We start from the raw sequence: 25,770 nt of genomic DNA, 5'->3' as shown, positions 1-25,770 counted from the left end.
CGGCCTCAGCGCTGGGGCCGCGCCGTGAACCAGGTCTTCTTCGTCCGGCCGAAGCCGACGAGGAGCCGCTCCGAGTCGTTCGGCCGGCGCGGGTCGTAGATCACCGCGACCGGCTCGCCCGCCATCCAGGCGTCACCGCGCTTCCACGGAGTCTTGACCGCGTGCCGCTCCTCGCCGTCGACGAGGCGGTAGGCGACCAGCAGCCGCCCCAGGTCCCGGGCGGCCGAGGCATCGCCACGGCTCGCGTCGTGGGCGACCACTCGCCCGGGCACCCGCGTGCCGTAGCTGAGCAGCTCGCGGCGGATCCGGGACCGGCGCCGCCAGAGCAGCACCTGCAGGAGCACCACGAGGACCGCGGCGAGAACGAGCACCACCGACCACGACATGCTGTCTATGATTGCTGACGAACACGGGAGTCCGGTGCACCGGGCTGAGAGGAAGGCAGCAGCCTTCGACCGTCGAACCTGATCTGGGTCATGCCAGCGAAGGAACGTTTCGATCTCCTCTTCTTTCACCCGTGCCCCGTTTCGCTTCCACGAGAGGGCACGACAGTGCAGAACAACGCAGCAACGCAGACCACCTCCGGTCCCACGAAGGCCTCCTCCGCCGGCCGCCCCCGCGACCTCCGCTGGCGCGTCGTCGACATCGTCGTGGCGAGCGTCGTCGCCGTCGCCGCGGGCATCGTCTTCTGGGCCTGGGGCCTCGCGACCAACGTCCTCGGCGTCGCCTTCGAGTTCCTCCCCGGTCTCGGCGGCCTCCTCGGCGGCGGCTGGCTCTTCGCCGGCGTGCTCGGTGGCCTGATCATCCGCAAGCCCGGCGCGGCGCTCTACACTGAGCTGCTCGCCGCGGTCGTCTCGGCCCTGATCGGCACGCAGTGGGGCTTCGCCGTCCTGCTGTCCGGCCTCGTCCAGGGTCTCGGCGCCGAGATCGTCCTCGCCCTGTTCCTCTACCGCAGCGGCCGTCCGCTCGTCGCGATGCTGGCCGGCGCCGGCGCGGGCCTGGCCCTCGCCGTCAACGACCTGCTGGTCTACTACCCGGCCGTCGACGACCTGTTCCGCATGGTCTACGTCGTGTCCTCGCTCGTGTCGGGCGCCGTGCTGGCCGGGCTCCTGCCCTGGTTCGCGGTGCGCGGCCTCGCCGCCTCCGGAGCGCTGGACCGCTTCGTCTCCGGCCGGGAGGGCCGCGTGGTCGAGGGGGCGGGCGCGGGCGCTCGATGAGCGGCGCGTCGATCCGGGCCCGCGGCTGGAGCTGGCGGCACGCGGGCCGATCGAGCGCGGCCGTCACGGGGCTCGACCTCGACGTGCGGCCGGGGGAGCGCGTCCTGCTCCTCGGTCCGTCCGGTGCGGGCAAGAGCACGCTGCTGCACGCGCTGGCCGGGGTGCTCGGCGGCGAGGAGGACGGCGCGGACGAGGGCGAGCTGAGCATCGACGGCGGCGCGCCGGGCGAGCGCCGCGGTGTGGCCGGTCTCGTGCTCCAGGACCCCGACACCCAGGCGGTGCTCGCGCGCGTCGGCGACGACGTCGGCTTCGCCTGCGAGAACCTCGGCGTCCCGCGCGCGGAGATCCCGGCCCGGGTGCGGCGCGCCCTCGACGACGTCGGTCTCGACGTCGCGCTCGACCGGTCGACCTCGGCGCTCTCGGGCGGGCAGAAGCAGCGGCTCGCCCTCGCCGGCGTGCTCGCGATGCAGCCCCGGCTGCTGCTGCTCGACGAGCCGACCGCAAACCTCGACCCCCGCGGCGTCGAGGAGGTGCGCGCCGCGGTCGAGCGGACCACGGCGCGCACCGGCACCACTTTGATCGTCGTCGAGCACCGCGTCGACGTCTGGATCGACCTCGTCGACCGGATCGTCGTGCTCGGCGCCGACGGCACGGTCGTCGCCGACGGCGAGCCGCGTCCGGTGATCGACCGCGCCCGGGGCGTCCTCGTCGCAGCGGGCGTCTGGCTCCCGGGCGAGCACCCCGAGCGGCGCGACGAGGCGACCGGATCGGCTCCGACCGCTCTCACCGCCGCGGCACTCGATCTCGCCCGGCCGGTCTTCGGCCGCCGCACGCCGCCCCTGATCGCCGCCGGCCTCGACATCACGATCGCTGCCGGTCGGGTGACCGCAGTCCTCGGCCCGAACGGCGCCGGCAAGTCGACGCTCGCCCTGACGCTGGCCGGCCTGCTCCCTCCGGCCGGGGGCGAGGTCGTCGCCTCTCCCGAGGTGCGCGACGGAGCCTCGCCGCACCCGCACCGCTGGAGCTCGCGACAGCTCGCGGACCGGGTCGCCATGGTCTTCCAGGAGCCCGAGCACCAGTTCCTCACGGCGCGGGTGCGCCAGGAGCTGCACCTCGGAGTCCGCGACGAGACGGAGCGGCGCCGCGCCGACGAGCTGCTCGAGCGCCTCGGCCTCGCCCACCTCGCCGACGCGAACCCCTTCACCCTCTCCGGCGGCGAGAAGCGGCGGCTCACCGTCGCCTCGGCCCTGGTCCGGCGTCCCGCCGTCGTCGTGCTCGACGAGCCGACCTTCGGGCAGGACCGGCGGACCTGGGACGTGGTCGTCGACCTGCTGGCCGAGCTGCGCGCGGACGGCCGCGCCGTGCTCGCCGTCACCCACGACGAGCACCTGGTGTCGGCCCTCGCGGACGCCGTGGTGCGCCTCGGCGAGCCGACGGTGGTGACCGGATGACGCTCCTCGACGCGATCCCGGCCCGCGGCCGCATCGCCCGTGCCAACCCGGTCGCGAAGCTCGTCGCGAGCCTCGTCATCGCCGTCGTCCTGATCCTGACGGTCGACGTCGTGTCCGCGGCGACCGCGCTCGCGCTCGAGCTGCTCGTGCTGCCCTTCGTCGGTCTGCGCCCGGGCGATCTGGTGCGCCGCACCGCTCCGGTCTGGATCGCGGCGCCGCTCGCGGGCGTCACGACGGTGCTCTACGGACGGGACAGCGGCGCGGTGCTCGGGCAGTTCCTGTTCGTGTCCGTGACGGAGGGCTCCGTCGCCCTCGGCGGCGCGATCGCCCTGCGCGTGCTCGCCATCGGCCTGCCCAGCGTGGTGCTGATCTCGACGACCGACCCGACCGATCTCGCCGACGGCCTCGCCCAGATCCTCCGGCTCCCGGCGCGGTTCGTCCTCGGCGGTCTCGCCGGGATGCGGCTCGTCGGCCTGCTCACCGACGACTGGCGCACTCTCGCGATGGCCCGTCGCGCCCGCGGCATGGCCGACGGCCGCGGGCCGGTCGCCGCGCTGAAGAGTCTCGGCGCCCGCAGCTTCTCACTGCTGGTGCTGGCGATCCGGCGCGGCAGCCGGCTGGCCACGGCGATGGAGGCGAAGGGCTTCGGCGCGGACACCCCGCGGACCTGGGCGCGGGAGTCGCGCCTGGGCGCGTTCGACGTGCTGCTGGTGCTGGGCGGCGCGGCGATCGCGGCGATCGCGGTCACCGCGGCCGTGCTCAGCGGGACCTGGAGCTTCGTGCTGAATGGCTGACCAGCGGCACCTCACCGGGGCGACCGCGCGAACGCTCGCCGCCGCCCTCGTCGCTCGCCGGGCGCGCACGGTGCTGCTCGACGGACCGAGCGGCTCAGGGAAGTCGACCTTCGCGCTGGCGCTGCTGGTGGAGCTGCGGCGGATCGACCGCGCGTCCGACGCAGCTCTCGTGCGGATGGACGACGTCTACCCGGGCTGGTCCGGCCTGGACCGCTCCGTCGTGATCGCGGCGGACCGGATCGTCCGGCCGCACGCGCTCGGGCTCGGCGCCCGCTGGCAGGCGTGGAACTGGGCGAGCGGGACGACCGCCGGACCGCGCGTCGTCCGGGCACCGCTCCTCCTGGTGGAGGGCTGCGGTGCCGCGGGGGAGCGGAGCCGGCGCTTCGCCGACCTCACCGTGTGGATCGAGGCGGACGAGGCCCAGCGGAAGCAGCGCGCGCTCGCCCGCGACGGCGCGCTCTTCGAGCCGCACTGGGACTCCTGGGACCAGCAGTTCCAGCGCTACTGCAAGCGGGAGCGGCCGCGCGAGGGCGCCGACCTGGTGCTGGACTCGAGCGACCCCGCGAGCGGTCGGCAAGGCTGAGGCGTCAGGCCCAGCCGAGCTCGTGCAGCCGGTCGTCGTCGATCCCGTAGAAGTGCGCGATCTCGTGGACGAGGGTGACGTGGATCTCGTCGCGCAGCTCGTCGAGCGTCTCGCAGGCGGCGAGGTGCGGCTCGCGGTAGAGGATGATCCGGTCGGGCATCTCGCCGAAGCCGTAGCGCTCGCGCTCGGTCAGCGCGACGCCGTCGTAGAGGCCGAGGAGGTCGAGCGAGCCGTCCTCGGGGCGGTCCTCGACGACGAAGACGACGTTCTCGAGCCCGTCGACCATGTCGTCCGGGAGGGCGTCGAGCTCGGCGACGACCAGCGTCTCGAACTCGGCCTCGTCGAGGGTGAGCATCGCCTGTCCTCTCGTCGTCGAACGGATGGAGCAGCGGTCGGTCTCCGGCGCCGGAAAGACGGAAGGCCCGGAGTCGTCGACTCCGGGCCTTCCGAACTGAATATCACTACCACTGGGGTGAGTAACGGGGCTCGAACCCGCGACCTCCTAGACCACAACCAGGCGCTCTGCCAACTGAGCTATACCCACCAGGACGGTGTTCCGCGGGGCTGACCCGCGAAGCAACTGTACGAGAGTACTACATCCGCGAGGCGAACTCGTCCACGACGGCGGCCGAGACCGCCTGCACCTCGGCGGAGGTGGGGCCCGGCTCGGGGACGAAGACGGCCCGGCGGTAGAAGCGCAGCTCGCGGATGCTCTCGAGGATGTCGGCGAGGGCGCGGTGGCCGCCGTGCTTGGCCGGGGCGTTGAAATAGATGCGCGGGAACCAGCGGCGGGCCAGCTCCTTCACGGTCGAGACGTCGACGTTGCGGTAGTGCAGATGCGCGTCGAGACGCGGCATGAACTTGACCAGGAACGCTCGGTCGGTGCCGATGGAGTTGCCGGCGAGCGGCGCCTGCTGCTCGGCGGGGACGTGCTTGAGCACGTACTCGAGGACCTCGTACTCCGCCTCGGCGACGCTCACGCCGTTCGGGATCTCCTTCAGGAGCCCCGAGGTCTCGTGCATGTTCCGGACGAAGTCGCCCATGTTCTCCAGCGCCGACGCATCGGGACGGATCACGATCGACAGCCCCTCGTCGAGGGGTTCGAGATCGAAGTCGGTGACGATCACGGCGATCTCGACGAGCTCGTCGACAGCGAGGTCGAGTCCCGTCATCTCGCAGTCGATCCAGACAAGACGGTCGGGGGCGCTACTCATGCGCCGAAGTCTATCCGCGGCCACCGACACGGCCGTGGCGGCGGGGGAGCGCCTCCTAGACTCGGTCTCCGTGATGATCCTCGTCTGCGTGCTGCTGATCGCCAACGCCGTCTGGAACGCCGTCGTCTGGCCGCCGTTCCTCCGCCGGGTGCGGAAGGACCCGCGCGCCCGCGACGCCTCCGGCCGCGCGACGACGTTCCTCCGCGTGCACACGATCCTGATCGGGATCTCGCTGCTGCTGGCGGTCGTCTCCCTGATCGTCGGGGTGCTGGGACTCGTGCAGGGCGCCTGACCCGGCCCGGCCGACGGCGCCGTGGCGACGCCGCCCCGCGGAGGCCCCCGTAGTACCCTGGCGAGACGCCCCCGTAGCTCAGCGGATAGAGCAGCAGCCTTCTAATCTGACGGTCGCAGGTTCGAGTCCTGCCGGGGGCACTTCTGTGTCGGCGGGCCCGGCGACGGAGAGTCCCCGGCGGTCGGCGACACGCGCCCCGGGTCGAACCTCCGCGCGTCCCCCGGACGTGTGTCGCGGAGTCCCCCGGACGCGGGCTCGCGGGCAGGGCGTCGCTAGCACACTGCAGATATCTGAGCAACACCGGCGTGTTTCGCTGCATCAGCCGTTCCGGCCCTCGAGCGGCACCTAGGCTGGGCGAGCACCGGAATTACAACGACGTAAGAAACGGAGGTACGACCATGTTGCTCCTCGCCATCCTCGGCGGAATCGCCGTCGCGTGGACGATCATCGCGGCGCCTCTCGCTGTGCTGGTCGGTCGAGTCGCTCGTGCTCGAGATGCGCACGTCTGAGGCGTACGAACCGCACCACGGAGAAGGCCCCGATCGCAACCGCGATCGGGGCCTTCTCTGCGTCCGGGGCTCTGCTACTCGGCCGGCCGGGCGGTGACGGTGCTCTGATCGCGCTCGGCGGGTGCCTCGTCCGGCTCCTCGGCGGAGGTCGCCGAGGTGCTCGAGGCGGGCTGCTCGACGGGCGGCAGCTCTTCGACGGTGCGCTCGCGCGAGGGGACGTCGAGGCGGTCGACATCCTCGAGAAGTCGGCGCGTTTCGTCGTTGTGCGTGCCGTCTGAGGCGGGCGGCAGGACGATCGTCGGCGTCGACGGGCGCTCGAAGGCGGTGGTGGGCTCGCTCGGGCCGGCACCGACGACCACCGGGGTGGCGGCGGGGGCGGGCGTCGAGCGCGCGGGCTCCGGGGCGCGGTCGCCCGAGCCCTCCGTCGAGGCGCTGGTCTTCGGAGTCTCGGGACGCGAGGTCTCCGAGAAGCGCCAGCGCTCGAGGTCGGCGAGGAAGGCCTTGCGGGCGCGGCCCGGCTTGTCGCGCCAGAGCACGAGGCGGTCCCGGAACTCGCCCACGCTCGCCTGGGTCTGGTAGCCGCCGGTCGACGAGGTGTGCTTGAGGTCCGCGAGCTCGTGCGCGGCCCAGTTGGCGGCCACTCCCGAGCCCTTGACGGGGAGGAGGCGGAGGTGCGTCTCGGCCTGCGCCGCGGCCCGGTCGCTGAGGATGCGCTCCGACGGGCTGAGCACGTTCCACGCCGAGGCGTCGACGGCGGCGTCGATGAGCGTCGCGATGACCGCGTTCTTGCGCTCGTGCTCCTGCTGCCGGATGAGGCGCGCGATCGCCGAGCGGAGGACGAGCGCAGCCACGATCACCCCGACGATCACGGCGAGGAGCACGAGTGCGCCGACGAACACCGACTGGCGCCCCTCGGCGGTCTGGACCCAGGTCACGAATTCGTTCCACCACTGCATGAGCCGAACGTTAGCCCGGGCTCCGGCGGCACACGGGTCAGGCGCGCCGACCCCCGGGGGATCGGCGCGCCGAGCCGAGGCTCAGGCCACTCGGAAGACCTCGATCGCGTCCTCGACGCTCCAGAACTCGCCGATCTCGGGCCCGGACGGCATCCCGGCCCGGAGGAGCCGGGCGCGGTACTTCTCGCCCTGGGGTCCCTCGACGAGCTCGACGTGGCCGACGATCGAGCCGGTGCCGGTGCTCACGCGCCAGAGGCGGGCGTTCACGCGGGTGAGGGTGGGCGGGACGCGGGTGGCGTGAAGGGTGGTGAGGGACACTGCTTCCTCCTGCTGGTCGTCGAATGCGGGAGCACCCACCGGCCGAGTGCTCTCGCAGACTACGAGCGACCACCGACATCGCCGCCGGCCCGCGACGTCAGGTCAGCGACGTCCCGTGCACCGCGAACTCCTCGATCGCGGTGGTCTCCGCCTCGGTCAGCGGCCCGGCCTCGAGGGCGGCGACGTTCTGCTCCAGCTGCGCGACGCTCGAGGCGCCGATGATGGCGCTGGTGACCGTCGGCACCCGGAGCACCCAGCTCAGCGCGAGCTGCGCGAGGGTCTGGCCGCGGCCCTGGGCGATCGCGTTGAGGCCGCGAGCGCGCTCGAGGTACTTCTCGTCGATCCGATCGGAGGAGAGGAAGCGCGACGTCGCGGCGCGAGAGCCCGCGGGCACCGTGCCGTCGAGGTACCGGTCGGTCAGCAGGCCCTGGGCGAGCGGCGAGAAGACGATGCAGCCCGTGCCGATCTCGTCGAGGACCGGGAAGAGTCCGTCCTCGATGTGGCGGTCGAAAAGGGAGTAGCGCGGCTGGTGCAGCAGGAGGTGCACGCCGCTGCCGGCCAGGGCGGCCTCGGCGGCGCGGGTCTGCTCCGGGCTGTAGTTCGAGATGCCGACGTAGAGCGCCTTGCCCTGCTCGACGGCCGAGACCAGCGCGCCCATCGTCTCCTCGATCGGCGTCTCGGCGTCGGGGCGGTGCGAGTAGAAGACGTCGACGTAGTCGAGCCCGAGCCGGCTCAGGCTCTGATCCAGCGAGGAGAGGAGGTACTTGCGCGAGCCGCCGTCGCCGTACGGACCCGGCCACATGTCGTAGCCGGCCTTCGAGGAGATGACGATCTCGTCGCGGTACGGGCGGAAGTCCTCGGCGAAGAGGCGGCCGAACGCGGTCTCGGCGGCGCCGTAGGGCGGGCCGTAGTTGTTCGCGAGGTCGAAGTGGGTGATCCCCAGGTCGAACGCCCGGCGCAGGATCGCGCGCTGGGTGTCGAGGGGGCGGTCGGAACCGAAGTTGTGCCACAGCCCGAGCGAGAGGGCGGGCAGCTTCAGCCCGCTCCGTCCTGCGCGTCGGTAGTCCATGGCGTCGTAGCGGGCGGGGGCGGCGTCGTAGCTCACCCGGCGACTCTATTCCAGGGGGTGAGCGCGGCGGAATGCCGACCGCGCGGAGCGTGTTGGATCGAGTGACGCGCCCGGCACCCCGGCTGCGTCGATGCGACAGGAAGTGAGTCACACGCAATGCGCACATTCGTACTCGCCGGAGGATGCTTCTGGTGTCTGGACGCCGTCTACCGCGTCCTCGACGGCGTGACCGACGTCGTCTCCGGCTACACCGGCGGATCCACCCCGAACCCCGACTACGAGTCGGTCTGCACAGGCCGCACCGGGCACGCGGAGGCCGTCGCCGTCACCTTCGACCCCGAGGTCATCCCCGAGCAGGTCATCCTCGACGTGTTCTTCACGCTGCACGACCCGCGGCAGCTCAACCGCCAGGGCAACGACGTCGGCACCCAGTACCGCTCGGCGATGTACTACTCCTCCGACGAGGAGAAGGAGCTGTTCGAGGTTGCCCGCGACCGCGCGTCCGAGTGGTGGGACGGCCCGATCGTCACCGAGATCGCGCCGCTGGGCGTCTATCACGAGGCCGAGGACTACCACCAGGACTTCTTCGCCAAGAACCCCGGCCAGGGCTACTGCCTCGCTGTGGCGCTGCCCAAGGTGAACAAGATCCGCAAGTCGTACTCGAAGTACATCCTCGCGTCCTAGCTCTCCTCCCCAGGCGATGATCTCGCCGGGTCTCCACCGAAGGGCCCGCCTCCACCACGGAGGCGGGCCCTTCGTCACGACACTGTCCCTGCGTCGCCCGGGTGGATCCAGCCCCCTCCGCCCGGGCGGCGTCCCCGTCGCAGTCGCGTCGGGGACACGAGGAGCGTCGCCCGTGGCGGCGACCGAGGAGAGGACAGCAGCATGACCGACACCCTGACCGTCATCGGAGTCATCGGTACCGAGCCGCGCAGCGTCGACACGGCGAGCGGCACCGCGATGACGACCTTCCGCCTGGCGTCCGCCCAGCGGCGCTACGACCGCTCCACCCAGCGCTGGGTGGACGGCTCGACCAACTGGTACACCGTGAACGCCTTCAACGGGCTGGCCGGCAACGCCCTGGCGTCGCTCGCGCGCGGCGACCGCGTCCTCGTCACCGGGCGCCTCTCCGTCCGCTCCTGGGAGTCGGGTGGCAAGGCGGGGACGGACGTCAGCGTGATCGCCGAGGGCCTCGGCCACGACCTGGCCTGGGGCACGACGCGCTGCACCCGGACGGTCGGGCGGGCGAAGGCGGCAGCGCCCGAGGCGGCAGCGCCCGAAGCGGCAGCACCCGAGGCAGCCACGAGCGGCGCGAGCGGCTGGAGCCCGGAGGCGCCGGCCGCCGTCGAGGGCGCGTCCTCCGGGTCGTCCTGCGGCGACTGGGGCGCAGCGCGCGCCTCCGCGCCGGAGCCGTCCGAGGCCTCGTTAGACTCGGCCGACGCCCCGTTCTGACGCGGCGTTCGGCGTGCGTCCGGCCGCCGCGGGAGGGAATCGAGTGAGCACACGGACCGTCGTCCGCGCCGGCCTGCAAGCGGGAGCGGTACTCGCGCTGCTCACCGGGATCGCCGGCTGCACGGCCCCCGCTGCGCCGCCCGCCGTGGAGAGCCCGTCGGCCTCCGCCGCTCCGTCCGCCGAGGAGTCGGCCGCCCCGGTCGCGCTCGTGCCCGGCGGCACCGCGGAGGAGAACCTCCCCTTCTTCCGGCAGATCGTCACCGCCGCCGCCGGCTCGGATCCCGGGACCCCGGGCCGGAGCGTCGTCGACGCCCTCGTGGCCGCCGGCTTCGCGAAGGAGTCGATGCAGCTCACCGCCGACGAGACCTCGGTCGGCCTCGAGGCCGACTCCGTCCAGGTCTCGGTGAAGGCGAGCGACGCCTGCCTGATCGGGCAGTACGGGCCGAAGGTGGACGGGGTCCGCGCCGTCGTCGCCGCGCCGATCGCGACCGGCGCCTGCCTCATCGGCAGCACCGTCCCGCTCGACGGCTGAGCCGCCGGCGGAAGCCTGAGCACGGAGCCGAACGCCACGAGCGTCCAGCCGGTATCCTCGGTACCGGCCCGGCCTCCGACCTTCCCGCCCGCGCTCCCGCGTGCGGTGGTCGATCACCGGCGACATTCCGGCCGAGGGGCACCCGACGAACAGGGCGCCCGCGGCGGAGAGCGGGGCTCCGAGAACGTACGAGCGGTTGAGGGACTGAAGTGGCTGAATACATTTACTCGATGGTGCGCGCCCGCAAGGCGGTCGGCGACAAGCTGATCCTGGACGACGTCACCATGTCGTTCCTGCCCGGGGCGAAGATCGGCGTGGTCGGCCCGAACGGCGCCGGCAAGTCGACGATCCTCAAGATCATGGCGGGGCTCGACACCCCCAGCAACGGCGAGGCGCGGCTGAGCCCGGGCTACACCGTCGGCATCCTGATGCAGGAGCCGGAGCTCGACGAGACGAAGACGGTGCTCGAGAACGTCCAGGAGGGCGTCGGCGAGATCAAGGGCAAGATCGACCGCTTCAACGAGATCTCGCTGGCGATGGCCGACCCCGACGCCGACTTCGACACCCTCCTCGCCGAGATGGGGACCCTGCAGGAGGCCATCGACGCCGCCGACGCCTGGGACCTCGACTCGCAGCTCGAGCAGGCGATGGACGCGCTGCGCACTCCGCCGGGCGACTCGCCCGTCACGAGCCTCTCCGGTGGTGAGAAGCGCCGGGTGGCGCTGACCAAGCTCCTGCTGCAGAAGCCCGACCTCCTGCTGCTCGACGAGCCCACCAACCACCTGGACGCCGAGAGCGTGCTCTGGCTCGAGCAGTTCCTCTCCAAGTACCCCGGCGCCGTCCTCGCCGTCACCCACGACCGGTACTTCCTCGACAACGTCGCGGAGTGGATCGCCGAGGTCGACCGCGGTCACCTCTACCCCTACGAGGGCAACTACTCGACCTACCTCGAGAAGAAGAGCGCGCGCCTCGAGGTGCAGGGCAAGAAGGACGCCAAGCTCGCCAAGCGCCTGACCACCGAGCTCGAGTGGGTCCGGAGCAACGCCAAGGGCCGCCAGACCAAGTCGAAGTCGCGCCTGGCGCGCTACGAGGAGATGGCGGCGGAGGCCGAGAAGACGCGCGTCCTCGACTTCGAGGAGATCGTCATCCCGGTCGGCCCGCGCCTGGGCTCGCAGGTCATCGACGCGAAGAAGCTGCACAAGTCCTTCGGCGACCGGGTCCTGATCGACGACCTCAGCTTCACCCTGCCGCGCAACGGCATCGTCGGCGTCATCGGCCCGAACGGCGTCGGCAAGACCACGCTCTTCAAGACCATCGTCGGCTTCGAGCCGCTCGACTCGGGCGACCTGAGGATCGGCGAGACGGTCGACATCTCCTACGTCGACCAGACCCGCGGCGGCATCGACCCGAACAAGAACCTGTGGGAGGTCGTCTCCGACGGGCACGACTACATCCAGGTCGGCAAGACCGAGATCCCCTCGCGGGCCTACGTCTCGCAGTTCGGCTTCAAGGGCCCGGACCAGCAGAAGCGGGCCGGCATCCTCTCCGGTGGCGAGCGCAATCGCCTCAACCTGGCGCTGACGCTGAAGCAGGGCGGCAACCTGCTCCTGCTCGACGAGCCCACCAACGACCTGGACATCGAGACGCTCGGCAGCCTCGAGAACGCGCTGCTCGAGTTCCCCGGCTGCGCCGTGGTGATCACCCACGATCGCTGGTTCCTCGACCGGATCGCGACGCACATCCTCTCCTACGAGGGCACCGAGGAGGACCCGGCCAACTGGTACTGGTTCGAGGGCAACTTCGAGTCGTACGAGCAGAACAAGATCGAGCGCCTCGGCCCGGACGCGGCGAAGCCGCACCGCTCCGCGTACCGCAAGCTCACCCGCGACTGATGCGCCTGCACGTCGCCATCCCGCTGCGCTGGTCGGACTTCGACGCCTACGCGCACGTCAACAACGCCGAGATGCTGCGCCTGCTCGAGGAAGCGCGCATCCAGGCGTTCTGGCGCCCCGACTCCCCGGAGCCGGGCGGAATGGCGACAGCGGTGCTCGACGCCCGGCCGGGCGCGCGCACCATCAGCCTGATCGCGCGGCAGGAGATCGAGTACCTCGCGCCGATCCCGTACATGCGCGCCCCGCTCGACATCGAGCTGTGGATCGGGCGGATCGGCGGCGCGAGCCTCGAGGTCTGCTACGAGCTGTACTCGCCCGCCGGCGTCGAGCCGCGCGTGCTCTACACGAAGGCCGCCACGACGCTCGTGATGGTGACCGCCGCCACGGGCCGCCCCGAGCGCATCCCGGAGGAGCTCCGCGAGGTCTGGGCCCCGTACGTCGAGGAGCCCGTCGCCTTCTCCAAGCGGAGCTGACTCCGTCCCGTCCGGCGGGCGGCCCCGGCGCGAGCCGGGCCGCTCAGCCGAGCGGGACGCGGACCATGCCCTCCTGGGCGACGCTCGCCACCAGGCGGCCGTCGCGCGAGTAGATCCGGCCCAGCGAGAGTCCGCGACCGCCCGAGGCGCTCGGCGCCTCCTGCACGTAGAGCAGCCACTCGTCCACGCGGGCGGGGCGGTGCCACCACATCGCGTGGTCGAGGCTCGCGATGCGCAGCCCGGGGGTGACCCAGGCGGCGCCGTGGCGGCGCAGGGTCGACTCGAGGATCGTGTAGTCGCTCGCGTAGGCGAGGGCGGCGCGGTGCAGCAGCGGATCGTCGGGCAGTGGACCGAGCGCGCGCAGCCACACGCACTGGTGCGCCGTGCGGTTCGGATCCGCTCGGAGGTAGACCGGCTGCTCCACGTGCCGGACGTCGAACGGCCGCTGCGTGGCCCAGAAGCTGCCGACCGGGTGGTCGACGCCCTTCAGCACCTCGGCCGTGCTCGGCAGCGACTCGGGGTCCGGCACGCCCTCCGGCATCGGCGTCTGGTGGTCCAGACCCTCGTCCTCGGTCTGGAACGACGCGATCATCGAGAGGATCGGCGCCCCGTTCTGGTAGGCCTGCGTCCGCCGGGTGGCGAAGGAGCGGCCGTCGTGGATCCGGTCGACCGAGAAGGTGATCGGCAGCGAGACGTCGCCCGGGCGGAGGAAGTAGCCGTGCATCGAGTGCACGCTGCGCTCCTCGACGGTGCGGCCCGCGGCGATCAGCGACTGCGCCAGCACCTGGCCGCCGAAGACGCGGCCCTCGGGCATCCACTGCGACGGGCCGGTGGAGATGTCCTCGCTGGTGCGGGCTCCCGTGTCGACGAGATCGAGGGCGGTGAGGAACGAGGAGAGCGGATCGGACACGGGACCTCCGGGGTGTCTGCCGTTCAGGAGAGCGGCCTCGGGTAAGTTTATCGACGCGATGATGTCGTCCTTCTCCCTGGCGGATCCGCCCAGCCTCTCCGATCTGCGCGTGTTCCTCGGCCGGTCCGCGCGCGTCGAGGACGGCGCCGTGCGCCTGCTCGCCCAGGACCGCATCCTGGCCGCGTACACCGCGATCCTCCAGCCGCGCGGCCTGCTCGACCGCTCCTCCACCGTGCTCGGCCTGCGCGTCTTCGCGCTCGACGAGCCCACCGCCTTCGACCGCGTGGTGCCGATCCGCGCGCTCTCCGACCGGCTCGCCCGCCTGCAGTGGGAGCCCGGAGGAGCGGACGGCAAGCCGGTCGTCTTGCCCGACGGCGACGACGCCACGGCGGGCGCCTGGGCCGGCATCTCGCCGCCGCGCGGGGGCTGGCAGCGGCGCGAGCCGGTGGACCCGGCGTTCCTCGAGAAGGTCGCCCGCGACGGCATCGACGAGATCGCCGCGGCGGTCGGCTCCGAGACCGGCGAGCAGATCGTCGGCCGGGTGCGCTCGACCGTCTGGGGCCGCTCGCTGGACGGCCTCGAGGACGTCCCGGCCGGCGCCGCCTTCGCGCTGTTCGCGCTGGGCTTCCTCGGCGCCGACGACCCGGTCGCACTGCTGGAGAGTGGCCAGTGGCGGCGCCTCACCTCGCGGCGCGGCCACGTGCTCGTCCGCACCCCCGCCTGACGCGACACCAGCGGAAGCGCCGAGACGCTACTCCTCGAAGGTGTTGACCATCGCGTGCGCCGCGCGCTCGAGGTAGTCCCAGAGCATCGCGTCGTCCGCCGGAGCCAGCTCCAGCTCGTCCACGGCGGTGCGCATGTGCAGGAGCCAGTGGTCGCGGGCCTCCGGGTTCACCTTGAACGGCTGGTGCCGCATCCGCAGCCGCGGGTGGCCGCGCTCCTGGCTGTAGGTGCCGGGGCCGCCCCAGTACTGCTCGAGGAAGCCGGTGAGCCGCTGAATCGCGCCCTCGAGATCGTGCTCGGGGTACATCGGCCAGAGGACCTCGTCCTCGCGGACGCCCTGGTAGAAGCGGCGCACGAGGCGCTCGAAGGTCGGGCGGCCGCCGAGGTGCTCCCAGAAGGAGCGCATCGGGGGAGTGCCGCCGATCTGCAGGCCGCTCACGAGCGCGGTCCCGTCTGCGGCGGCACGGAGCCGCCGTCCTGCGGGCGCTGAGCGGGCGGCGCCTGCTCGGGTGCCGGCGGCGCCTTCGGCCGCCGCAGTGCACGCGGCAGTCGCACCGGCTTCCCGTGCTCGGTCGTGACGGTGGCGGTCGGCGTCGTGCGCGGCCCCTTCACGCCGCCCACGCTCGTCGCGCCCTCGAAGCCGCTGAGCACCACTGCGCTGAGCGACGGCAGCTTGACGTCGAGGCTGTCCAGCGCGCGCTTCAGGCGGATGCGGAGCTCGCGCGCCACGTCGTCCTTCGCGGTGGTGCGGGTCTTCAGCACCACGCGGATCACCAGCGCGTCGTCGGCGATCGACTCGAGGCCCCAGAGCTCGGGCTTGTCGATGATCCGGGCCCGCCAGCGGCTGCTCGCCGCGAGCTCGTTCGCGGTGCTGAGGATCGTGCTCTGCACCGACTCCAGGTCGGTCTCGTACGGCACGGCGAGGTCGATGATGACCCGCGACCAGCCCTGCGACATGTTGCCGACCCGGACGATCTCGCCGTTGCGCACGAACCAGAGCGTGCCGTTGACGTCGCGGATCTGGGTGATCCGCACGCCGACGTTCTCGACCACACCTGTGGCCTGGCCGGTGTCGACGACGTCGCCGACGCCGAGCTGGTCCTCCGCGACCATGAACAGACCGTTGAGGACGTCCTTGACGATGTTCTGCGCACCGAAGCCGAGGCCGGCGCCGAGCGCGGCTGTGAGCAGCGCGAACGAGCCGATCAGGGTGTTGTCGATGGTGTTCACGATCATCACGACGGCGATGACGACGATCAGGATCGAGCTGATGTTGTTGAGGATCGAGCCCAGGGTCCTCGTGCGCTGCACGACCCGGACCGCGGCGAGGGGGGAGGCGGCGATCGCCTGGGTGTCCTCGACCCGCTGGCGCTTCTTCACCCCCGAGACGATCTGATCGACGACGCGCCCGACGACGAAGTGCGCGATGACGCGGGCCAGCAGGGCGCCGAGCACGATCGCGAGGACGGCGACGCTCTTCCAGAAGAGCTCGGAGTCGAAGAAGGAGATGGTCGCGGCGACGGGGTCTGGGGTGGAGGTCTCGAGTAGCAGCATCCCTTCCAGGTTAAGGGACGCGCGCTGGCCGGCTCCGGTGACGCCGGAACGACGCCGGGCGGCGTCCGGGGGATAGATTCGACGAGGGCCGGCCGGCCTCCGCACTCCGCACCCGAACTCCGCCCCAGGGGAAGGACGCCCGATGCTCCACTCCACCCGGACTCCCGCCGAGAAGCGCCGCCTCTTCCGCGAGCGGCTCGCGACCGGCGAGCTGCTGCAGCTGCCGGGGGCGTTCACCCCGCTGTCGGCGCGGCTGATCGAGGAGAAGGGCTTCGACGGCGTCTACGTCTCGGGCGCGGTGCTGTCGGCCGAGCTCGGCCTGCCGGACATCGGCCTCACCACCTTGAGCGAGGTCGCGGGCCGCGGCCAGCAGATCGCGCGGATGACCGACCTGCCCGTCCTGATCGATGCCGACACCGGCTTCGGCGAGCCCCTCAACGTCGCGCGCACCGTGCAGATGCTCGAGGACGCGGGAGTGACGGCCCTGCACATCGAGGACCAGGTCAATCCCAAGCGCTGCGGGCACCTCGATGGGAAGGCCGTCGTCGACGAGAGCACCTCCGTCCGGCGGATCGCGGCCGCGGTCGACGCCCGCCGCGATCCGGGTCTGGTGATCATGGCCCGCACCGACATCCGCGCCCTCGACGGGCTGCAGGCCGCGATCGACCGAGCGAAGCGCCTCGTCGACGCGGGGGCCGACGCGATCTTCCCCGAGGCGATGCGCGACCTCAGCGAATTCGAGGCGGTCCGCGCGGCGATCGACGTCCCGGTCCTGGCGAACATGACCGAGTTCGGCAAGAGCGAGCTCTTCACGGCGCAGCAGCTCGCCGACGTGGGGGTGAACATCGTGATCTATCCGGTGTCGCTGCTCCGCATCGCGATGGGTGCGGCGATGCGCGCGCTCGACGCGCTGAAGGCGGAGGGCTCGCTGCAGTCCGAGGTCGCCGGGATGCAGACGCGGGCCGAGCTCTACGAGCTGCTCGACTACTCGTCCTACAGCCGCTTCGACGAGGGCGTCTTCGACTTCAGCCTCGCCGGCCACCACGGCGTCTGAGCCACGACCCACCCCGGCGGCTCCGGTCGCCGATCCGATCGCGAAGGAGCGAGCGATGAGCACCACCGAGCAGGACATCCGCAAGGGACTCGTGGGGGTCGTCGTCGACACCACGGCGATCTCGAAGGTCGACCCGGAGTCGAACTCGCTGCTGTACCGCGGCTATCCGGTGCAGGAGCTGGCGGCGTCCTGCTCCTTCGAGGAGGTGTCCTGGCTGCTGTGGAAGGGCGAGCTGCCGACTCCGGCCGAGAGCGAGCAGCTGCGCGCCCTCGAGCGCGCGCACCGGGAGCCGGCGCCAGAAGTGCGCGCGGTGGTCGAGCTGCTGCCGGTGACAGCGCATCCGATGGACGTCGTGCGCACCGCGGTCAGCGTGCTCGGCGCGCTCGAGGCCGACCCGGACGACGAGTCGCCGGAGGCGGTGCTGGAGCGCTCGATGCGGCTCTGGGCGGTGCTGCCCGCCGTCGTCGCGGCGATCCAGCGCCGACGGCACGGGCAGGAGCCGATCGCCGCGCGCGACGATCTGGACTACTCGGAGAACTTCCTCTGGATGACCTTCGGCGAGCTGCCCGATCCGGTGGTCGTCGACGCCTTCCGAGTGTCGCTCGTGCTGTACGCCGAGCACTCGTTCAACGCCTCGACCTTCACGGCCCGCGTGGTCACGTCGACGCTGTCGGACGTGCACTCCGCGGTGACGGCGGCGGTCGGCGCGCTGAAGGGGCCGCTGCACGGCGGCGCGAACGAGGCCGTCCTGCACGTCTTCGACGAGATCGGCATCGGGCCGGAGGCGGGCCCCCGAGCGCGGACCTGGCTGAAGGAGGCGCTCGGGGCGAAGCGCAAGGTGATGGGCTTCGGCCACCGCGTCTACAAGTCGGGCGACTCCCGCGTGCCGACGATGGAGGCGGCGCTCCGGCGGGTGGCGGACCAGGCCGGGGCGGACGACATGCTCGAGCTCTACGACGCCCTGGCCGCCGAGATGGCCGAGCGCACCGGCATCCTGCCGAACCTCGACTACCCGTCCGGTCCGGCCTACCGGCTGATGGGCTTCGATACGGAGCTGTTCACGCCCCTCTTCGTCGCGGCCCGCGTCGTCGGCTGGACCGCGCACGTCCTCGAGCAGCGCGCCTCCAACGCGCTGATCCGCCCGCTGTCCGCCTACGACGGCCCGGCCCGCCGCGCGGTCCCGGAGCGCTGACCCCGCCTGCATCTCGCTGTCCTGCGGAGCCGGCGCGGCCGGCGCGGTGCCCACTGCGCGCCCCGCATGCGGGTCGAGTAGCCGCGCAGCGGCGTATCGAGCGGCGAAGCCGCTTCGCGTCTCGGTGGTCAGGGAAAGGACGCGGCTGCGCCGCGTCATGCTGGTCGAGTAGCCCCGCAGGGGCGTATCGAGACCCACCATCACCAGCAGGACGGTCTGCAGACTCAGCGTCCTCACGGTGGTGGATCTCGATACGCCCGCTGCGCGGGCTACTCGATCAGCATGACTTTCCCATACGGATTAGGTGATCTTTCCTGAGAGACCCGTCCTCCTGGTGGTGGGGGATCTCGATACGCGCGCTGTGGGCGCTACTCGATCAGCATGGAGGGGCGCCTTCGGCGCGTGGTCCGCCGGCCGCTCATGTTGGTCGAGTAGCCGCGGAGCGGCGTATCGAGACCCACCGTCCTGGTGGTGGGGGATCTCGATACGCGCGCTGCGCGCGCTACTCGATCAGCAGGGAGGCGCGTGATCCGCCGGCCGCTCATGCTGGTCGAGTAGCCGCGGAGCGGCGTATCGAGACCCACGCGCTCAGAGCGCCGCGTCGCGCTCCTGCGCGCGCAGGGCGCGCTCGACGCCGGCCAGGTTCTCGATGACCAGGCGGCGCAGCGCCGGCACGTCGGGGTTCGCGTCGAGCCATGCGCGGGTGGCGTCCACGATCGCCGGCGTCGGCGTCGCCGCCGGGTAGAAGCCGACCACGAGGTACTCCGCGATCTTGTAGCTCTTCGCGTCCCACAGCGAGCGGAGGGAGTCGAAGTACACCGGCACCATCGCCTCGAGGACGGCCGGGTCGCTGGTGCGCTGGAAGCCGAGACCCGTCGCGCGCACGATGGTGTTCGGTGCCGAGTCGTCGAGCGTCACCGAGTCCCAGGCGGCGCGCTTGGCCTCCGCCGTCGGCATCGCCGCGCGGGCGTTCGCCGCGGACTGCGCTCCCGTCGCCGTGTTGTCGGCCGCCAGGGCCGCGTCGATGTCCGAGGCGTCCGCACGCCCGCCGGCCACCAGCGCGATCAGCAGCTCCCACGACAGGTCGGTGTCGATCTCCAGACCCGGCAGGGTCGTCGTCCCGTCGCGCAGCGCCTGCACCGCGTCCAGGTGAGCGGGCGTCGTGGCGACGCCGGCGAGCACCTTCACGAACTGGAACTGCGCGTCGCTGCCGGCCTCGGCGCCCTGCGCGAGCGTCCACAGCCGGTCGCCCACCTCCGCGAGCACCTCGTCGCGGTGCTCCGGCGCCACGTACTGCGAGGCGGTGCTCACGAGCTGGCCGAGGACCGTGCGCAGCGTCGTCGACTCCGTCTCGGTCGCGATGTTGCCGAGCACCAGGCGGACGAAGTCGCGCGGCCCCGACTCGGCGTCGCGGGTCGCGTCCCAGACCGAGCCCCAGACCAGCGAGCGCGCCAGCGGGCTGCTGATGCTCGCGAGGTGCTCGATCGCGACGGCGAGCGAGGCGTCGTCCAACCGGATCTTCGCGTAGGCGAGGTCGTCGTCGTTGAGGAGCACCAGGGCGGGGCGGGTGCGGCCGATCAGCTCGGGCACCTCGGTGCGCTCGCCGTCGACGTCGAGCTCGAGGCGGTCGACGCGGACGAGACGGTCGCCCTCGAAGTCGTAGAGGCCGATCGCGAGGCGGTGCGGGCGGATCGTCGGGTAGTCGGCGACCGCGCTCTGCAGGATCGCGAACGAGGCGATGGCGCCTTCCTCGTCGACCACGATCTCCGGGCGGAGCGTGTTCACGCCGGCCGTCTCGAGCCACTGCGCCGACCACTCGGTCAGGTCGCGGCCGCTGGTCGCCTCGAGCTCGACCAGCAGGTCGCGCAGCTCGGTGTTCGAGAAGGCGTGCTTCACGAAGTACTCGTGCACGCCGGCCAGGAACTCCTTCTCGCCGACCCAGGCCACCAGCTGCTTGAGCACCGAGGCGCCCTTGGCGTAGGTGATGCCGTCGAAGTTGACCTGGACGTCCTCCAGGTCGTTGATCGTCGCGACGATCGGGTGCGTCGAGGGCAGCTGGTCCTGGCGGTAGGCCCAGCTCTTCTCCATCGCGGCGAAGGTGGTCCAGGCCTCGGTCCACTCGGTCGCCTCGGCGGTCGCGAGGGTGGAGGCGTACTCGGCGAACGACTCGTTCAGCCAGAGGTCGTTCCACCACTTCATGGTCACCAGGTCGCCGAACCACATGTGCGCGAGCTCGTGCAGGATCGTGACGACCCGGCGCTCCTTGACCGCGTCGGTCACCTTCGAGCGGAAGACGTAGGTCTCGGTGAAGGTGACCGCTCCCGCGTTCTCCATCGCGCCGGCGTTGAACTCCGGCACGAAGAGCTGGTCGTACTTCGCGAACGGGTACGGCACCCCGAACTTCTCCTCGTAGAAGGCGAAGCCCTGCTTGGTCTTCTCGAAGACGTAGTCCGCGTCGAGGAACGGCGCGAGCGAGGCGCGGGCGAAGACGCCGAGCGGCACGGTGCGGCCGTCGGAGGAGACCAGCGAGTCGGTCTCGACGACGTAGGGGCCGGCGATGAGCGCGGTGATGTAGGAGGAGATCCGCGGGGTGGGCTCGAAGCTCCAGGTCGCGACGCCGTCGCCGGCGGGCACGGGCTCGGGGGTCGGCTGGTTCGAGACGACCTGCCAGGCGGCGGGCGCGGTCACCGTGAAGGAGAACGCGGCCTTGAGGTCGGGCTGCTCGAACACCGCGAAGACGCGGCGCGAGTCCGGGACCTCGAACTGCGAGTAGAGGTAGACCTCGCCGTCGACCGGGTCGACGAAGCGGTGCAGGCCCTCGCCGGTGTTCGTGTACAGCGCGTCGGCGTCGACGCGCAGCACGTTCTCGGCCGCGAGCGAGTCGAGGCGGATCCGGACGCCGTCCGCCACCTCGGCCGGGTCGAGCTCGACGCCGTTGAGCGTGACCGAGTGCACGGTCTTCGTGATCGCGTCGATGAAGGAGGAGGCACCCTCCGTCGCGGTGAAGTGCACGGTCGTGGTGCTGCGGAAGGTCTCGGCCCCCCGGGTGAGGTCGAGGGCGACGTCGTAGGCGTCGACCTGGATCAGTGAGGCGCGCTCCTGCGCTTCGCTCCGGGTGAGGTTGTCTCCAGGCACAGGGTGCTCCATCCGTTCGTCTCGGCGCTGCCGCTTCGGCGCCGGGGTGCGGGCGCCACCGAACCACCCTAGGGCCGTCCCGGGCCTGCGCACCCGGGAGGCGCGGACAGGCGTAGCGTGGCCTCATGACCGCCGTTGACTTCTGGTTCGATCCCTCCTGCCCGTGGGCCTGGATGACCTCCCGCTTCGTGGACGAGGTGACGCCCGGCCGCGACCTCGACGTCACCTGGCACATCATGAGCCTCGCCGTGCTCAACGAGGACCAGGACGTGAGCGACGACTACCGCGCCTTCTTCCCGCGCGCCCTGCGCTACACGCGGCTCGTCGCGGCCGTCGGCGAGCGTGAGGGCCAGGAGAAGGTCAAGCCACTCTACGACGCGCTCGGCACGCGGATCCACAACGGCGGCCGCACCGACGTCGACGCGGTCATCGCCGAGTCGCTCGCCGAGGTCGGTCTCGACGCGGGTCTCGCCGCCTTCGCCGACACCGACGAGTACGACGAGCCGATGCGCGCCTCGCACTTCGACGGCATCGGCCGGGTCGGCCAGGACGTCGGCACGCCCGTCATCGCGATCGGCGACATCGCCTTCTTCGGACCGGTCATCTCGCCGATCCCGCGCGGCGAGCAGGCCCTCTCCCTGTGGGACGGCCTCGTCGCCGTGGCCTCCTACGACGGCTTCTTCGAGCTCAAGCGCTCGCGCACCCGCGACCCCATCTTCGACTGAGCCGCGATCCGCGTCGGCGGCCCGGTCCTCCCCTGAGGACCCGGCCGCCGCGCGAGCGGTACCCTGACTCCCGGCCCCGGATCCACGGGCCACGAACGGCTTTCCGGAGGACGAGCGCGTGCGCATCCACATCGCAACGGACCACGCCGGGCTGGACTTCAGCCGGCACCTGATCGAGCACCTCGGTGCCGCCGGCCACGACGTGGTCGACCACGGCCCCACCTCGTACGACCCGCTCGACGACTACCCGTCGTTCTGCATCAACGCGGCCGCCGCGGTCGTGCGCGACCAGGAGGCCGGCGTCGAGGCGCTCGGCGTCGTCTTCGGCGGCTCGGGCAACGGCGAGCAGATCGCCGCCAACAAGGTCACGGGCGTCCGCGCCGCACTGGTCTGGAGCCTGAGCACCGCGGTGCTGGCCCGCCAGCACAACGACGCGAACGTGATCTCGATCGGCGCCCGCCAGCACTCGGTCGAGGAGGCGACGGACTTCATCGACGCCTTCGTCGCCGAGCCGTTCTCCTTCGAGGAGCGCCACGTGCGCCGCATCGCGCAGCTCGCCGAGTACGAGGCCACGGGCGACATCGCCGGCCGCACGGTCGACTCCGCCGCGAGCGGCCGCTAGGTGCCCGAGGGCCACTCCGTCCACCGCATCGCGCTGCAGTTCGAGCGCGACATCGTCGGCCACGCCGTCGCGACGAGCAGCCCGCAGGGCCGGTTCGTCGAGGGCGCCGCGCTGCTGGACGGCCGCACCGTGCTCGAGTCGACCGCGGTCGGCAAGCACCTGCTCCTGCGCTTCGAGGGCGACGCGACCCTGCACGTCCACCTCGGCCTCTACGGCGCCTGGGACTTCCTGGGCCACGTCTCGCCGCTCTTCGAGGACGGCACGGCGGGCAGCAGCATCGGAGCGCCGCGTCGGCGACGGGCCGTGCGCCTCTCCGAGACCGAGCACGAGACCGACAGCGATCTCGAGGAGTTCCCGCCGCCGCCGATCGGCGCCGTGCGCGTGCGCATCCAGACGGAGGAGACGGTCGCCGACCTGCGCGGCCCGACCGCCTGCGAGGTGATGGACCCCTCCCAGGTGGAGGCGCTGCTCGCCCGGCTCGGCCCGGATCCGGCGGCGGACGATTCCGACGAGGCCCGCGACCGCTTCGTGAACCGGCTGCGCAAGACGGCCACGCCGGTCGGGCTCGTGCTGATGGACCAGTCGGTCGTCAGCGGCATCGGCAACATCTACCGCGCCGAGCTGCTCTACCGCGCCGGACTCGATCCGCACACGCCGGGCAAGCTGGTGCCGCTCGAGCTCGCGCGCAAGCTCTGGGCCGACTGGGCGCTCCTGCTCGAGGACGGCATCCGGACCGGGATGATGATCACCCGCCGGGGACTGACGAAGACGCAGCGCTCCGCCGCCGTGCGCAGCCGGGCCGAGCGCAACTACGTCTACAAGCGCGAGGGACTGCCCTGCCGGGTCTGCGGCACGAACGTCCTGCTCGAGGAGATCGGCGCGCGCAAGCTCTACTGGTGCCCGGTGTGCCAGTCGTGACCGCCTGATCCGCTCACCGTGATGGACGACCGAGAGGCTCCCGTGACCCCGACCCTGCTCCTGCGCACCGCGCGGCTCCTCGGCCGCGACGAGCCGGTGTCCGTGCTGCTGCGCGCGGGACGGATCCAGTCGATCGCCCCGGACGGCGCGCTCGACGCGGCCGAGACGGGCGCGGACGAGGTGCGCGACCTCGACGGCCGCTGGCTGCTGCCCGGTCTCTGGGACGAGCACGTGCACTTCTCGCAGTGGTCGATGACGGCGCCGCGCCTCGACGTCTCGACGGCGCGGTCGGCGGCGGAGACGGTGGACGCGGTCCGCGCGCGGCTCGCCCTCGCACCGGACTCGCCGGCGACCCTCGTCGGCTTCGGCTTCCGCGACGGACTCTGGCCCGATCTGCCGACGACGGCACTGCTCGACGCGGTGGCGCCGGAGCGACCGGTGGTCCTGGTCAGCGGCGATCTGCACTGCGCCTGGGTGAACTCCGCGGCGCTGCGCCGCTACGGCTTCGCCCCGCAGGACGACATCCTGCGCGAGGAGCCCTGCTTCCGCCTCGTCACGGCGCTCGGCGCGTTGAGCGACAAGGAGCTCGACGATCTGGCGGACGAGGCGGCGCGCCGTGCGGCCGCCCGCGGCGTCGTCGGGGTCGTCGATCTCGAGATGCGCTGGAACGCGGGGGACTGGACCCGGCGGATCGCCCGCGGCACCCGCTCGCTCCGCGTCGACATCGGCGTCTACCGCGACCACCTCGACCGCGCGATCTCGGAGGGCCTGCGCACCGGGGACGAGATCGCGGGCGGCGAGGGGCTGCTCCGGATGGGGCCGCTGAAGGTGCTCGTCGACGGCTCGCTGAACACGCGCACCGCGTACTGCGTGCACCCGTACGCCGGGCACGAGGGCAGCGGCGTGCTCACCGTCGACCCCGTCGAGCTCGATCAGCTGCTCGCCCGTGCGGCCGCGGCGGGCATCCGGCCGACGGTGCACGCGATCGGCGACGCCGCCGCGACGGTCGCGCTCGACGCGCTGGCCCAGGTCGGCGGCGGCCGGATCGAGCACGCGCAGCTGCTCTCGGACGCCGACCTGCCCCGCTTCGCCCGGCTCGGCGTCGTCGCCGGAGTGCAGCCGGCGCACGCGCTGGACGACCGGGAGGTCGCCGACCGCTACTGGGCGGGACGCACCGGCCGGGCCTTCGCGCTGCGCTCGCTGATCGACGCCGGTGCGACGGTCGTGCTCGGCTCCGACGCCCCGGTCGCGCCGCTCGACCCCTGGATCGCGATCGCGGCCGCCGTCTCCCGCGCGAGGGAAGGCGACGACCCGTGGCACCCGGAGCAGCGGGTCACGATCGCGGAGGCGCTCGTCGCGTCGACGCGGACCCGCCGCCTCGCTCCCGAGACGGGCGACGTCGCCGACCTGGTCGTCGTCGAGCGCGACCCGCTCACCTCTGAGGGGGAGCAGCTGCGCGCGATGCCGGTCGCCGCGACGCTGCTGGCCGGGCGGCTGACGCACGACGCCTGATCGTCCGCGAGCGCGGGGACGACGAACGGCCCGCCGGATCCGAGGATCCGACGGGCCGTCGCCGCGCGGGTGGCGCGTGCTCAGCTCTCGCTGACGTGGGCGAAGAGGAACCAGCGGTCCTTCTCGAGGCCGCGGCCGATCTCGATCGCGACGTCCTGGCTGCTCGCGTCGATGTCGGCGAGCTCGGCGATCGCGGTGTTGACCGTGGTGATCGCGACGTCCATCAGGCCGATGACCTCGACGATGGCGTTCTCGGAGCGCTGGAAGCCCGGGGTGAGCGGGGCGGTCTGCGTGGCCGAGGCGACGGTCTGGATGCGGGCGTCGACGGGGAGGCCGAGGGCGACGACGCGCTCGGCGGCCAGGTCGGCCCACTCGATCGCGTGGCCGACGACGACGTCGAGCAGCTCGTGGACGCCGATGAAGTTGGCGCCGCGCACGTGCCAGTGCGCCTGCTTGCTGTTGACGGCCAGGGCGGTCATCTCGATGACGACCGGGCTGAGGAACTGGGCGACTCCGGATGCGACATCCGGGTTCGACGAGGTGAGCGACGTGACGGATGCAGTGGACATCGTCTGTTCCTTTCGAGAGGGGGTGACTGATCGTCAACACTACGCCGCAGCCCAGTGTTCGCAAGGAAGTGCAGGCTCGGCTAAGGCGGGAGAAGGGGAGCCTC

At 72.0% G+C, this 25,770-nt stretch carries 28 protein-coding genes, 2 tRNA genes and 1 riboswitch; of the genes, 18 read left to right on the top strand and 12 right to left on the bottom strand.

Translation table 11 applies throughout. The features are described 5' to 3' along the window. Nucleotides 1-5: 5 nt before the first annotated feature. On the bottom strand, nucleotides 6-386 hold the full coding sequence (locus HQQ86_RS00720; protein ID WP_173285638.1) for a DUF3592 domain-containing protein: 381 nt from the start codon (nucleotides 384-386) through the stop codon (nucleotides 6-8). Between the two features lie 14 nt (nucleotides 387-400). Further along, nucleotides 401-508, top strand: a riboswitch (TPP riboswitch). 43 nt (nucleotides 509-551) lie between these two features. On the opposite strand from HQQ86_RS00720, the gene HQQ86_RS00715 reads away from it, so the two are divergent. Genes HQQ86_RS00715 through HQQ86_RS00700 form a run of 4 tightly spaced genes read left to right on the top strand, consistent with a single transcriptional unit; the run spans nucleotide 552 to nucleotide 4,045 of the window. Then, a complete protein-coding gene (locus HQQ86_RS00715; protein WP_367948498.1) occupies nucleotides 552-1,217 on the top strand; it encodes an ECF transporter S component in 666 nt (221 codons plus the stop codon). After that, nucleotides 1,214-2,668, top strand: coding sequence for an ABC transporter ATP-binding protein (locus HQQ86_RS00710; protein ID WP_173285634.1), 1,455 nt, complete (start codon nucleotides 1,214-1,216; stop codon nucleotides 2,666-2,668). The genes HQQ86_RS00715 and HQQ86_RS00710 overlap by 4 nt, the downstream gene beginning before the upstream one ends. Beyond that, nucleotides 2,665-3,462: an energy-coupling factor transporter transmembrane protein EcfT gene (locus HQQ86_RS00705; RefSeq protein ID WP_173285632.1), complete on the top strand. Its 798-nt coding sequence runs from the start codon at nucleotides 2,665-2,667 to the stop codon at nucleotides 3,460-3,462. The genes HQQ86_RS00710 and HQQ86_RS00705 overlap by 4 nt, the downstream gene beginning before the upstream one ends. After that, nucleotides 3,455-4,045, top strand: coding sequence for an ATP-binding protein (locus HQQ86_RS00700; protein WP_173285630.1), 591 nt, complete (start codon nucleotides 3,455-3,457; stop codon nucleotides 4,043-4,045). Before HQQ86_RS00705 ends, HQQ86_RS00700 begins: the two co-directional genes overlap by 8 nt. Before the next feature lie 4 nt (nucleotides 4,046-4,049). On the opposite strand, the gene HQQ86_RS00695 is transcribed toward HQQ86_RS00700, so the two are convergent. The 3 genes from HQQ86_RS00695 to orn form a co-directional block, all read right to left on the bottom strand. After that, nucleotides 4,050-4,400: a metallopeptidase family protein gene (locus HQQ86_RS00695; RefSeq protein ID WP_123445773.1), complete on the bottom strand. Its 351-nt coding sequence runs from the start codon at nucleotides 4,398-4,400 to the stop codon at nucleotides 4,050-4,052. 113 nt (nucleotides 4,401-4,513) lie between these two features. After that, a tRNA-His gene (locus HQQ86_RS00690) sits at nucleotides 4,514-4,589 on the bottom strand. A gap of 49 nt (nucleotides 4,590-4,638) precedes the next feature. After that, complete coding sequence (orn, locus tag HQQ86_RS00685; protein ID WP_173250130.1) at nucleotides 4,639-5,259, bottom strand: oligoribonuclease; 621 nt, start codon at nucleotides 5,257-5,259, stop codon at nucleotides 4,639-4,641. A 73-nt stretch (nucleotides 5,260-5,332) separates the two neighbouring features. On the opposite strand from orn, the gene HQQ86_RS00680 reads away from it, so the two are divergent. Then, a complete protein-coding gene (locus HQQ86_RS00680; protein ID WP_173287440.1) occupies nucleotides 5,333-5,551 on the top strand; it encodes an SCO4848 family membrane protein in 219 nt (72 codons plus the stop codon). Nucleotides 5,552-5,618: 67 nt separating this feature from the next. Continuing rightward, nucleotides 5,619-5,691, top strand: a tRNA-Arg gene (locus HQQ86_RS00675). A 443-nt stretch (nucleotides 5,692-6,134) separates the two neighbouring features. Here HQQ86_RS00675 and HQQ86_RS00670 read toward each other — a convergent pair. The 3 genes from HQQ86_RS00670 to HQQ86_RS00660 form a co-directional block, all read right to left on the bottom strand. Continuing rightward, nucleotides 6,135-6,995 carry a hypothetical protein gene (locus tag HQQ86_RS00670; RefSeq protein WP_173285628.1) on the bottom strand — a complete coding sequence of 287 codons (861 nt, stop codon included), beginning with the start codon at nucleotides 6,993-6,995 and terminating at the stop codon, nucleotides 6,135-6,137. A 102-nt stretch (nucleotides 6,996-7,097) separates the two neighbouring features. Continuing rightward, entirely contained in the window at nucleotides 7,098-7,334 is a 237-nt protein-coding gene (locus HQQ86_RS00665) for a hypothetical protein (RefSeq protein ID WP_173285626.1), read from the bottom strand. Between the two features lie 97 nt (nucleotides 7,335-7,431). Beyond that, nucleotides 7,432-8,439: an aldo/keto reductase gene (locus HQQ86_RS00660; RefSeq protein WP_173285624.1), complete on the bottom strand. Its 1,008-nt coding sequence runs from the start codon at nucleotides 8,437-8,439 to the stop codon at nucleotides 7,432-7,434. Between the two features lie 120 nt (nucleotides 8,440-8,559). Here HQQ86_RS00660 and msrA point away from each other — a divergent pair, with 120 nt between their 5' ends. From msrA to HQQ86_RS00635, 5 genes are all read left to right on the top strand, one after another. Further along, on the top strand, nucleotides 8,560-9,087 hold the full coding sequence (gene msrA / locus HQQ86_RS00655) for a peptide-methionine (S)-S-oxide reductase MsrA (protein ID WP_173285622.1): 528 nt from the start codon (nucleotides 8,560-8,562) through the stop codon (nucleotides 9,085-9,087). A gap of 201 nt (nucleotides 9,088-9,288) precedes the next feature. Further along, entirely contained in the window at nucleotides 9,289-9,855 is a 567-nt protein-coding gene (locus HQQ86_RS00650; RefSeq protein WP_173285620.1) for a single-stranded DNA-binding protein, read from the top strand. 43 nt (nucleotides 9,856-9,898) lie between these two features. Beyond that, nucleotides 9,899-10,387 carry a hypothetical protein gene (locus HQQ86_RS00645; RefSeq protein WP_173285618.1) on the top strand — a complete coding sequence of 163 codons (489 nt, stop codon included), beginning with the start codon at nucleotides 9,899-9,901 and terminating at the stop codon, nucleotides 10,385-10,387. A 209-nt stretch (nucleotides 10,388-10,596) separates the two neighbouring features. Beyond that, entirely contained in the window at nucleotides 10,597-12,279 is a 1,683-nt protein-coding gene (gene ettA / locus HQQ86_RS00640) for an energy-dependent translational throttle protein EttA (protein ID WP_173285616.1), read from the top strand. Further along, the gene (locus HQQ86_RS00635; RefSeq protein ID WP_173285614.1) at nucleotides 12,279-12,752 is read left to right on the top strand and encodes a thioesterase family protein; all 474 of its coding nucleotides are present in this window, start codon (nucleotides 12,279-12,281) and stop codon (nucleotides 12,750-12,752) included. The genes ettA and HQQ86_RS00635 overlap by 1 nt, the downstream gene beginning before the upstream one ends. A gap of 43 nt (nucleotides 12,753-12,795) precedes the next feature. Here the strand turns inward: HQQ86_RS00635 and HQQ86_RS00630 are convergent, their stop codons facing one another. Next, complete coding sequence (locus HQQ86_RS00630; protein WP_173285613.1) at nucleotides 12,796-13,662, bottom strand: acyl-CoA thioesterase II; 867 nt, start codon at nucleotides 13,660-13,662, stop codon at nucleotides 12,796-12,798. A gap of 61 nt (nucleotides 13,663-13,723) precedes the next feature. Between HQQ86_RS00630 and HQQ86_RS00625 the strand changes: the two genes are divergently transcribed. After that, nucleotides 13,724-14,386, top strand: coding sequence for a hypothetical protein (locus HQQ86_RS00625; protein WP_367948497.1), 663 nt, complete (start codon nucleotides 13,724-13,726; stop codon nucleotides 14,384-14,386). Between the two features lie 27 nt (nucleotides 14,387-14,413). On the opposite strand, the gene HQQ86_RS00620 is transcribed toward HQQ86_RS00625, so the two are convergent. Next, on the bottom strand, nucleotides 14,414-14,791 hold the full coding sequence (locus tag HQQ86_RS00620) for a globin (RefSeq protein ID WP_173287439.1): 378 nt from the start codon (nucleotides 14,789-14,791) through the stop codon (nucleotides 14,414-14,416). 29 nt (nucleotides 14,792-14,820) lie between these two features. Continuing rightward, complete coding sequence (locus tag HQQ86_RS00615) at nucleotides 14,821-15,939, bottom strand: mechanosensitive ion channel family protein (RefSeq protein WP_173285609.1); 1,119 nt, start codon at nucleotides 15,937-15,939, stop codon at nucleotides 14,821-14,823. A gap of 142 nt (nucleotides 15,940-16,081) precedes the next feature. Between HQQ86_RS00615 and prpB the strand changes: the two genes are divergently transcribed. Both prpB and HQQ86_RS00605 read left to right on the top strand, forming a co-directional pair. Then, on the top strand, nucleotides 16,082-16,993 hold the full coding sequence (gene prpB / locus HQQ86_RS00610; protein WP_173285607.1) for a methylisocitrate lyase: 912 nt from the start codon (nucleotides 16,082-16,084) through the stop codon (nucleotides 16,991-16,993). A 55-nt stretch (nucleotides 16,994-17,048) separates the two neighbouring features. Then, the gene (locus tag HQQ86_RS00605; protein WP_173285605.1) at nucleotides 17,049-18,185 is read left to right on the top strand and encodes a bifunctional 2-methylcitrate synthase/citrate synthase; all 1,137 of its coding nucleotides are present in this window, start codon (nucleotides 17,049-17,051) and stop codon (nucleotides 18,183-18,185) included. A 588-nt stretch (nucleotides 18,186-18,773) separates the two neighbouring features. Here the strand turns inward: HQQ86_RS00605 and pepN are convergent. Continuing rightward, on the bottom strand, nucleotides 18,774-21,320 hold the full coding sequence (gene pepN / locus HQQ86_RS00600) for an aminopeptidase N (RefSeq protein ID WP_173285603.1): 2,547 nt from the start codon (nucleotides 21,318-21,320) through the stop codon (nucleotides 18,774-18,776). A 125-nt stretch (nucleotides 21,321-21,445) separates the two neighbouring features. Between pepN and HQQ86_RS00595 the strand changes: the two genes are divergently transcribed. The 4 genes from HQQ86_RS00595 (at nucleotide 21,446) to HQQ86_RS00580 (ending at nucleotide 25,097) form a co-directional block, all read left to right on the top strand. Next, the gene (locus HQQ86_RS00595) at nucleotides 21,446-22,045 is read left to right on the top strand and encodes a DsbA family protein (protein ID WP_173285601.1); all 600 of its coding nucleotides are present in this window, start codon (nucleotides 21,446-21,448) and stop codon (nucleotides 22,043-22,045) included. A 118-nt stretch (nucleotides 22,046-22,163) separates the two neighbouring features. Continuing rightward, nucleotides 22,164-22,667 (top strand): ribose-5-phosphate isomerase, encoded by a 504-nt coding sequence (locus tag HQQ86_RS00590; RefSeq protein ID WP_173285600.1) that lies wholly within the window; start codon nucleotides 22,164-22,166, stop codon nucleotides 22,665-22,667. Beyond that, the gene (locus HQQ86_RS00585; protein WP_173285598.1) at nucleotides 22,668-23,585 is read left to right on the top strand and encodes an Fpg/Nei family DNA glycosylase; all 918 of its coding nucleotides are present in this window, start codon (nucleotides 22,668-22,670) and stop codon (nucleotides 23,583-23,585) included. It begins immediately after the preceding gene. 42 nt (nucleotides 23,586-23,627) lie between these two features. Further along, complete coding sequence (locus HQQ86_RS00580; protein WP_367948496.1) at nucleotides 23,628-25,097, top strand: amidohydrolase; 1,470 nt, start codon at nucleotides 23,628-23,630, stop codon at nucleotides 25,095-25,097. A gap of 80 nt (nucleotides 25,098-25,177) precedes the next feature. On the opposite strand, the gene HQQ86_RS00575 is transcribed toward HQQ86_RS00580, so the two are convergent. Continuing rightward, complete coding sequence (locus HQQ86_RS00575) at nucleotides 25,178-25,666, bottom strand: Dps family protein (protein WP_123703478.1); 489 nt, start codon at nucleotides 25,664-25,666, stop codon at nucleotides 25,178-25,180. Nucleotides 25,667-25,770 lie beyond the last annotated feature (104 nt).

It is taken from the genome of Rathayibacter sp. VKM Ac-2857 (genome assembly GCF_013205025.1).
Lineage (GTDB): Bacteria > Actinomycetota > Actinomycetes > Actinomycetales > Microbacteriaceae > Rathayibacter.
Note: the sequence above shows the minus strand (reverse complement) of the source record. Positions and strands in the feature narration are given on the sequence as shown.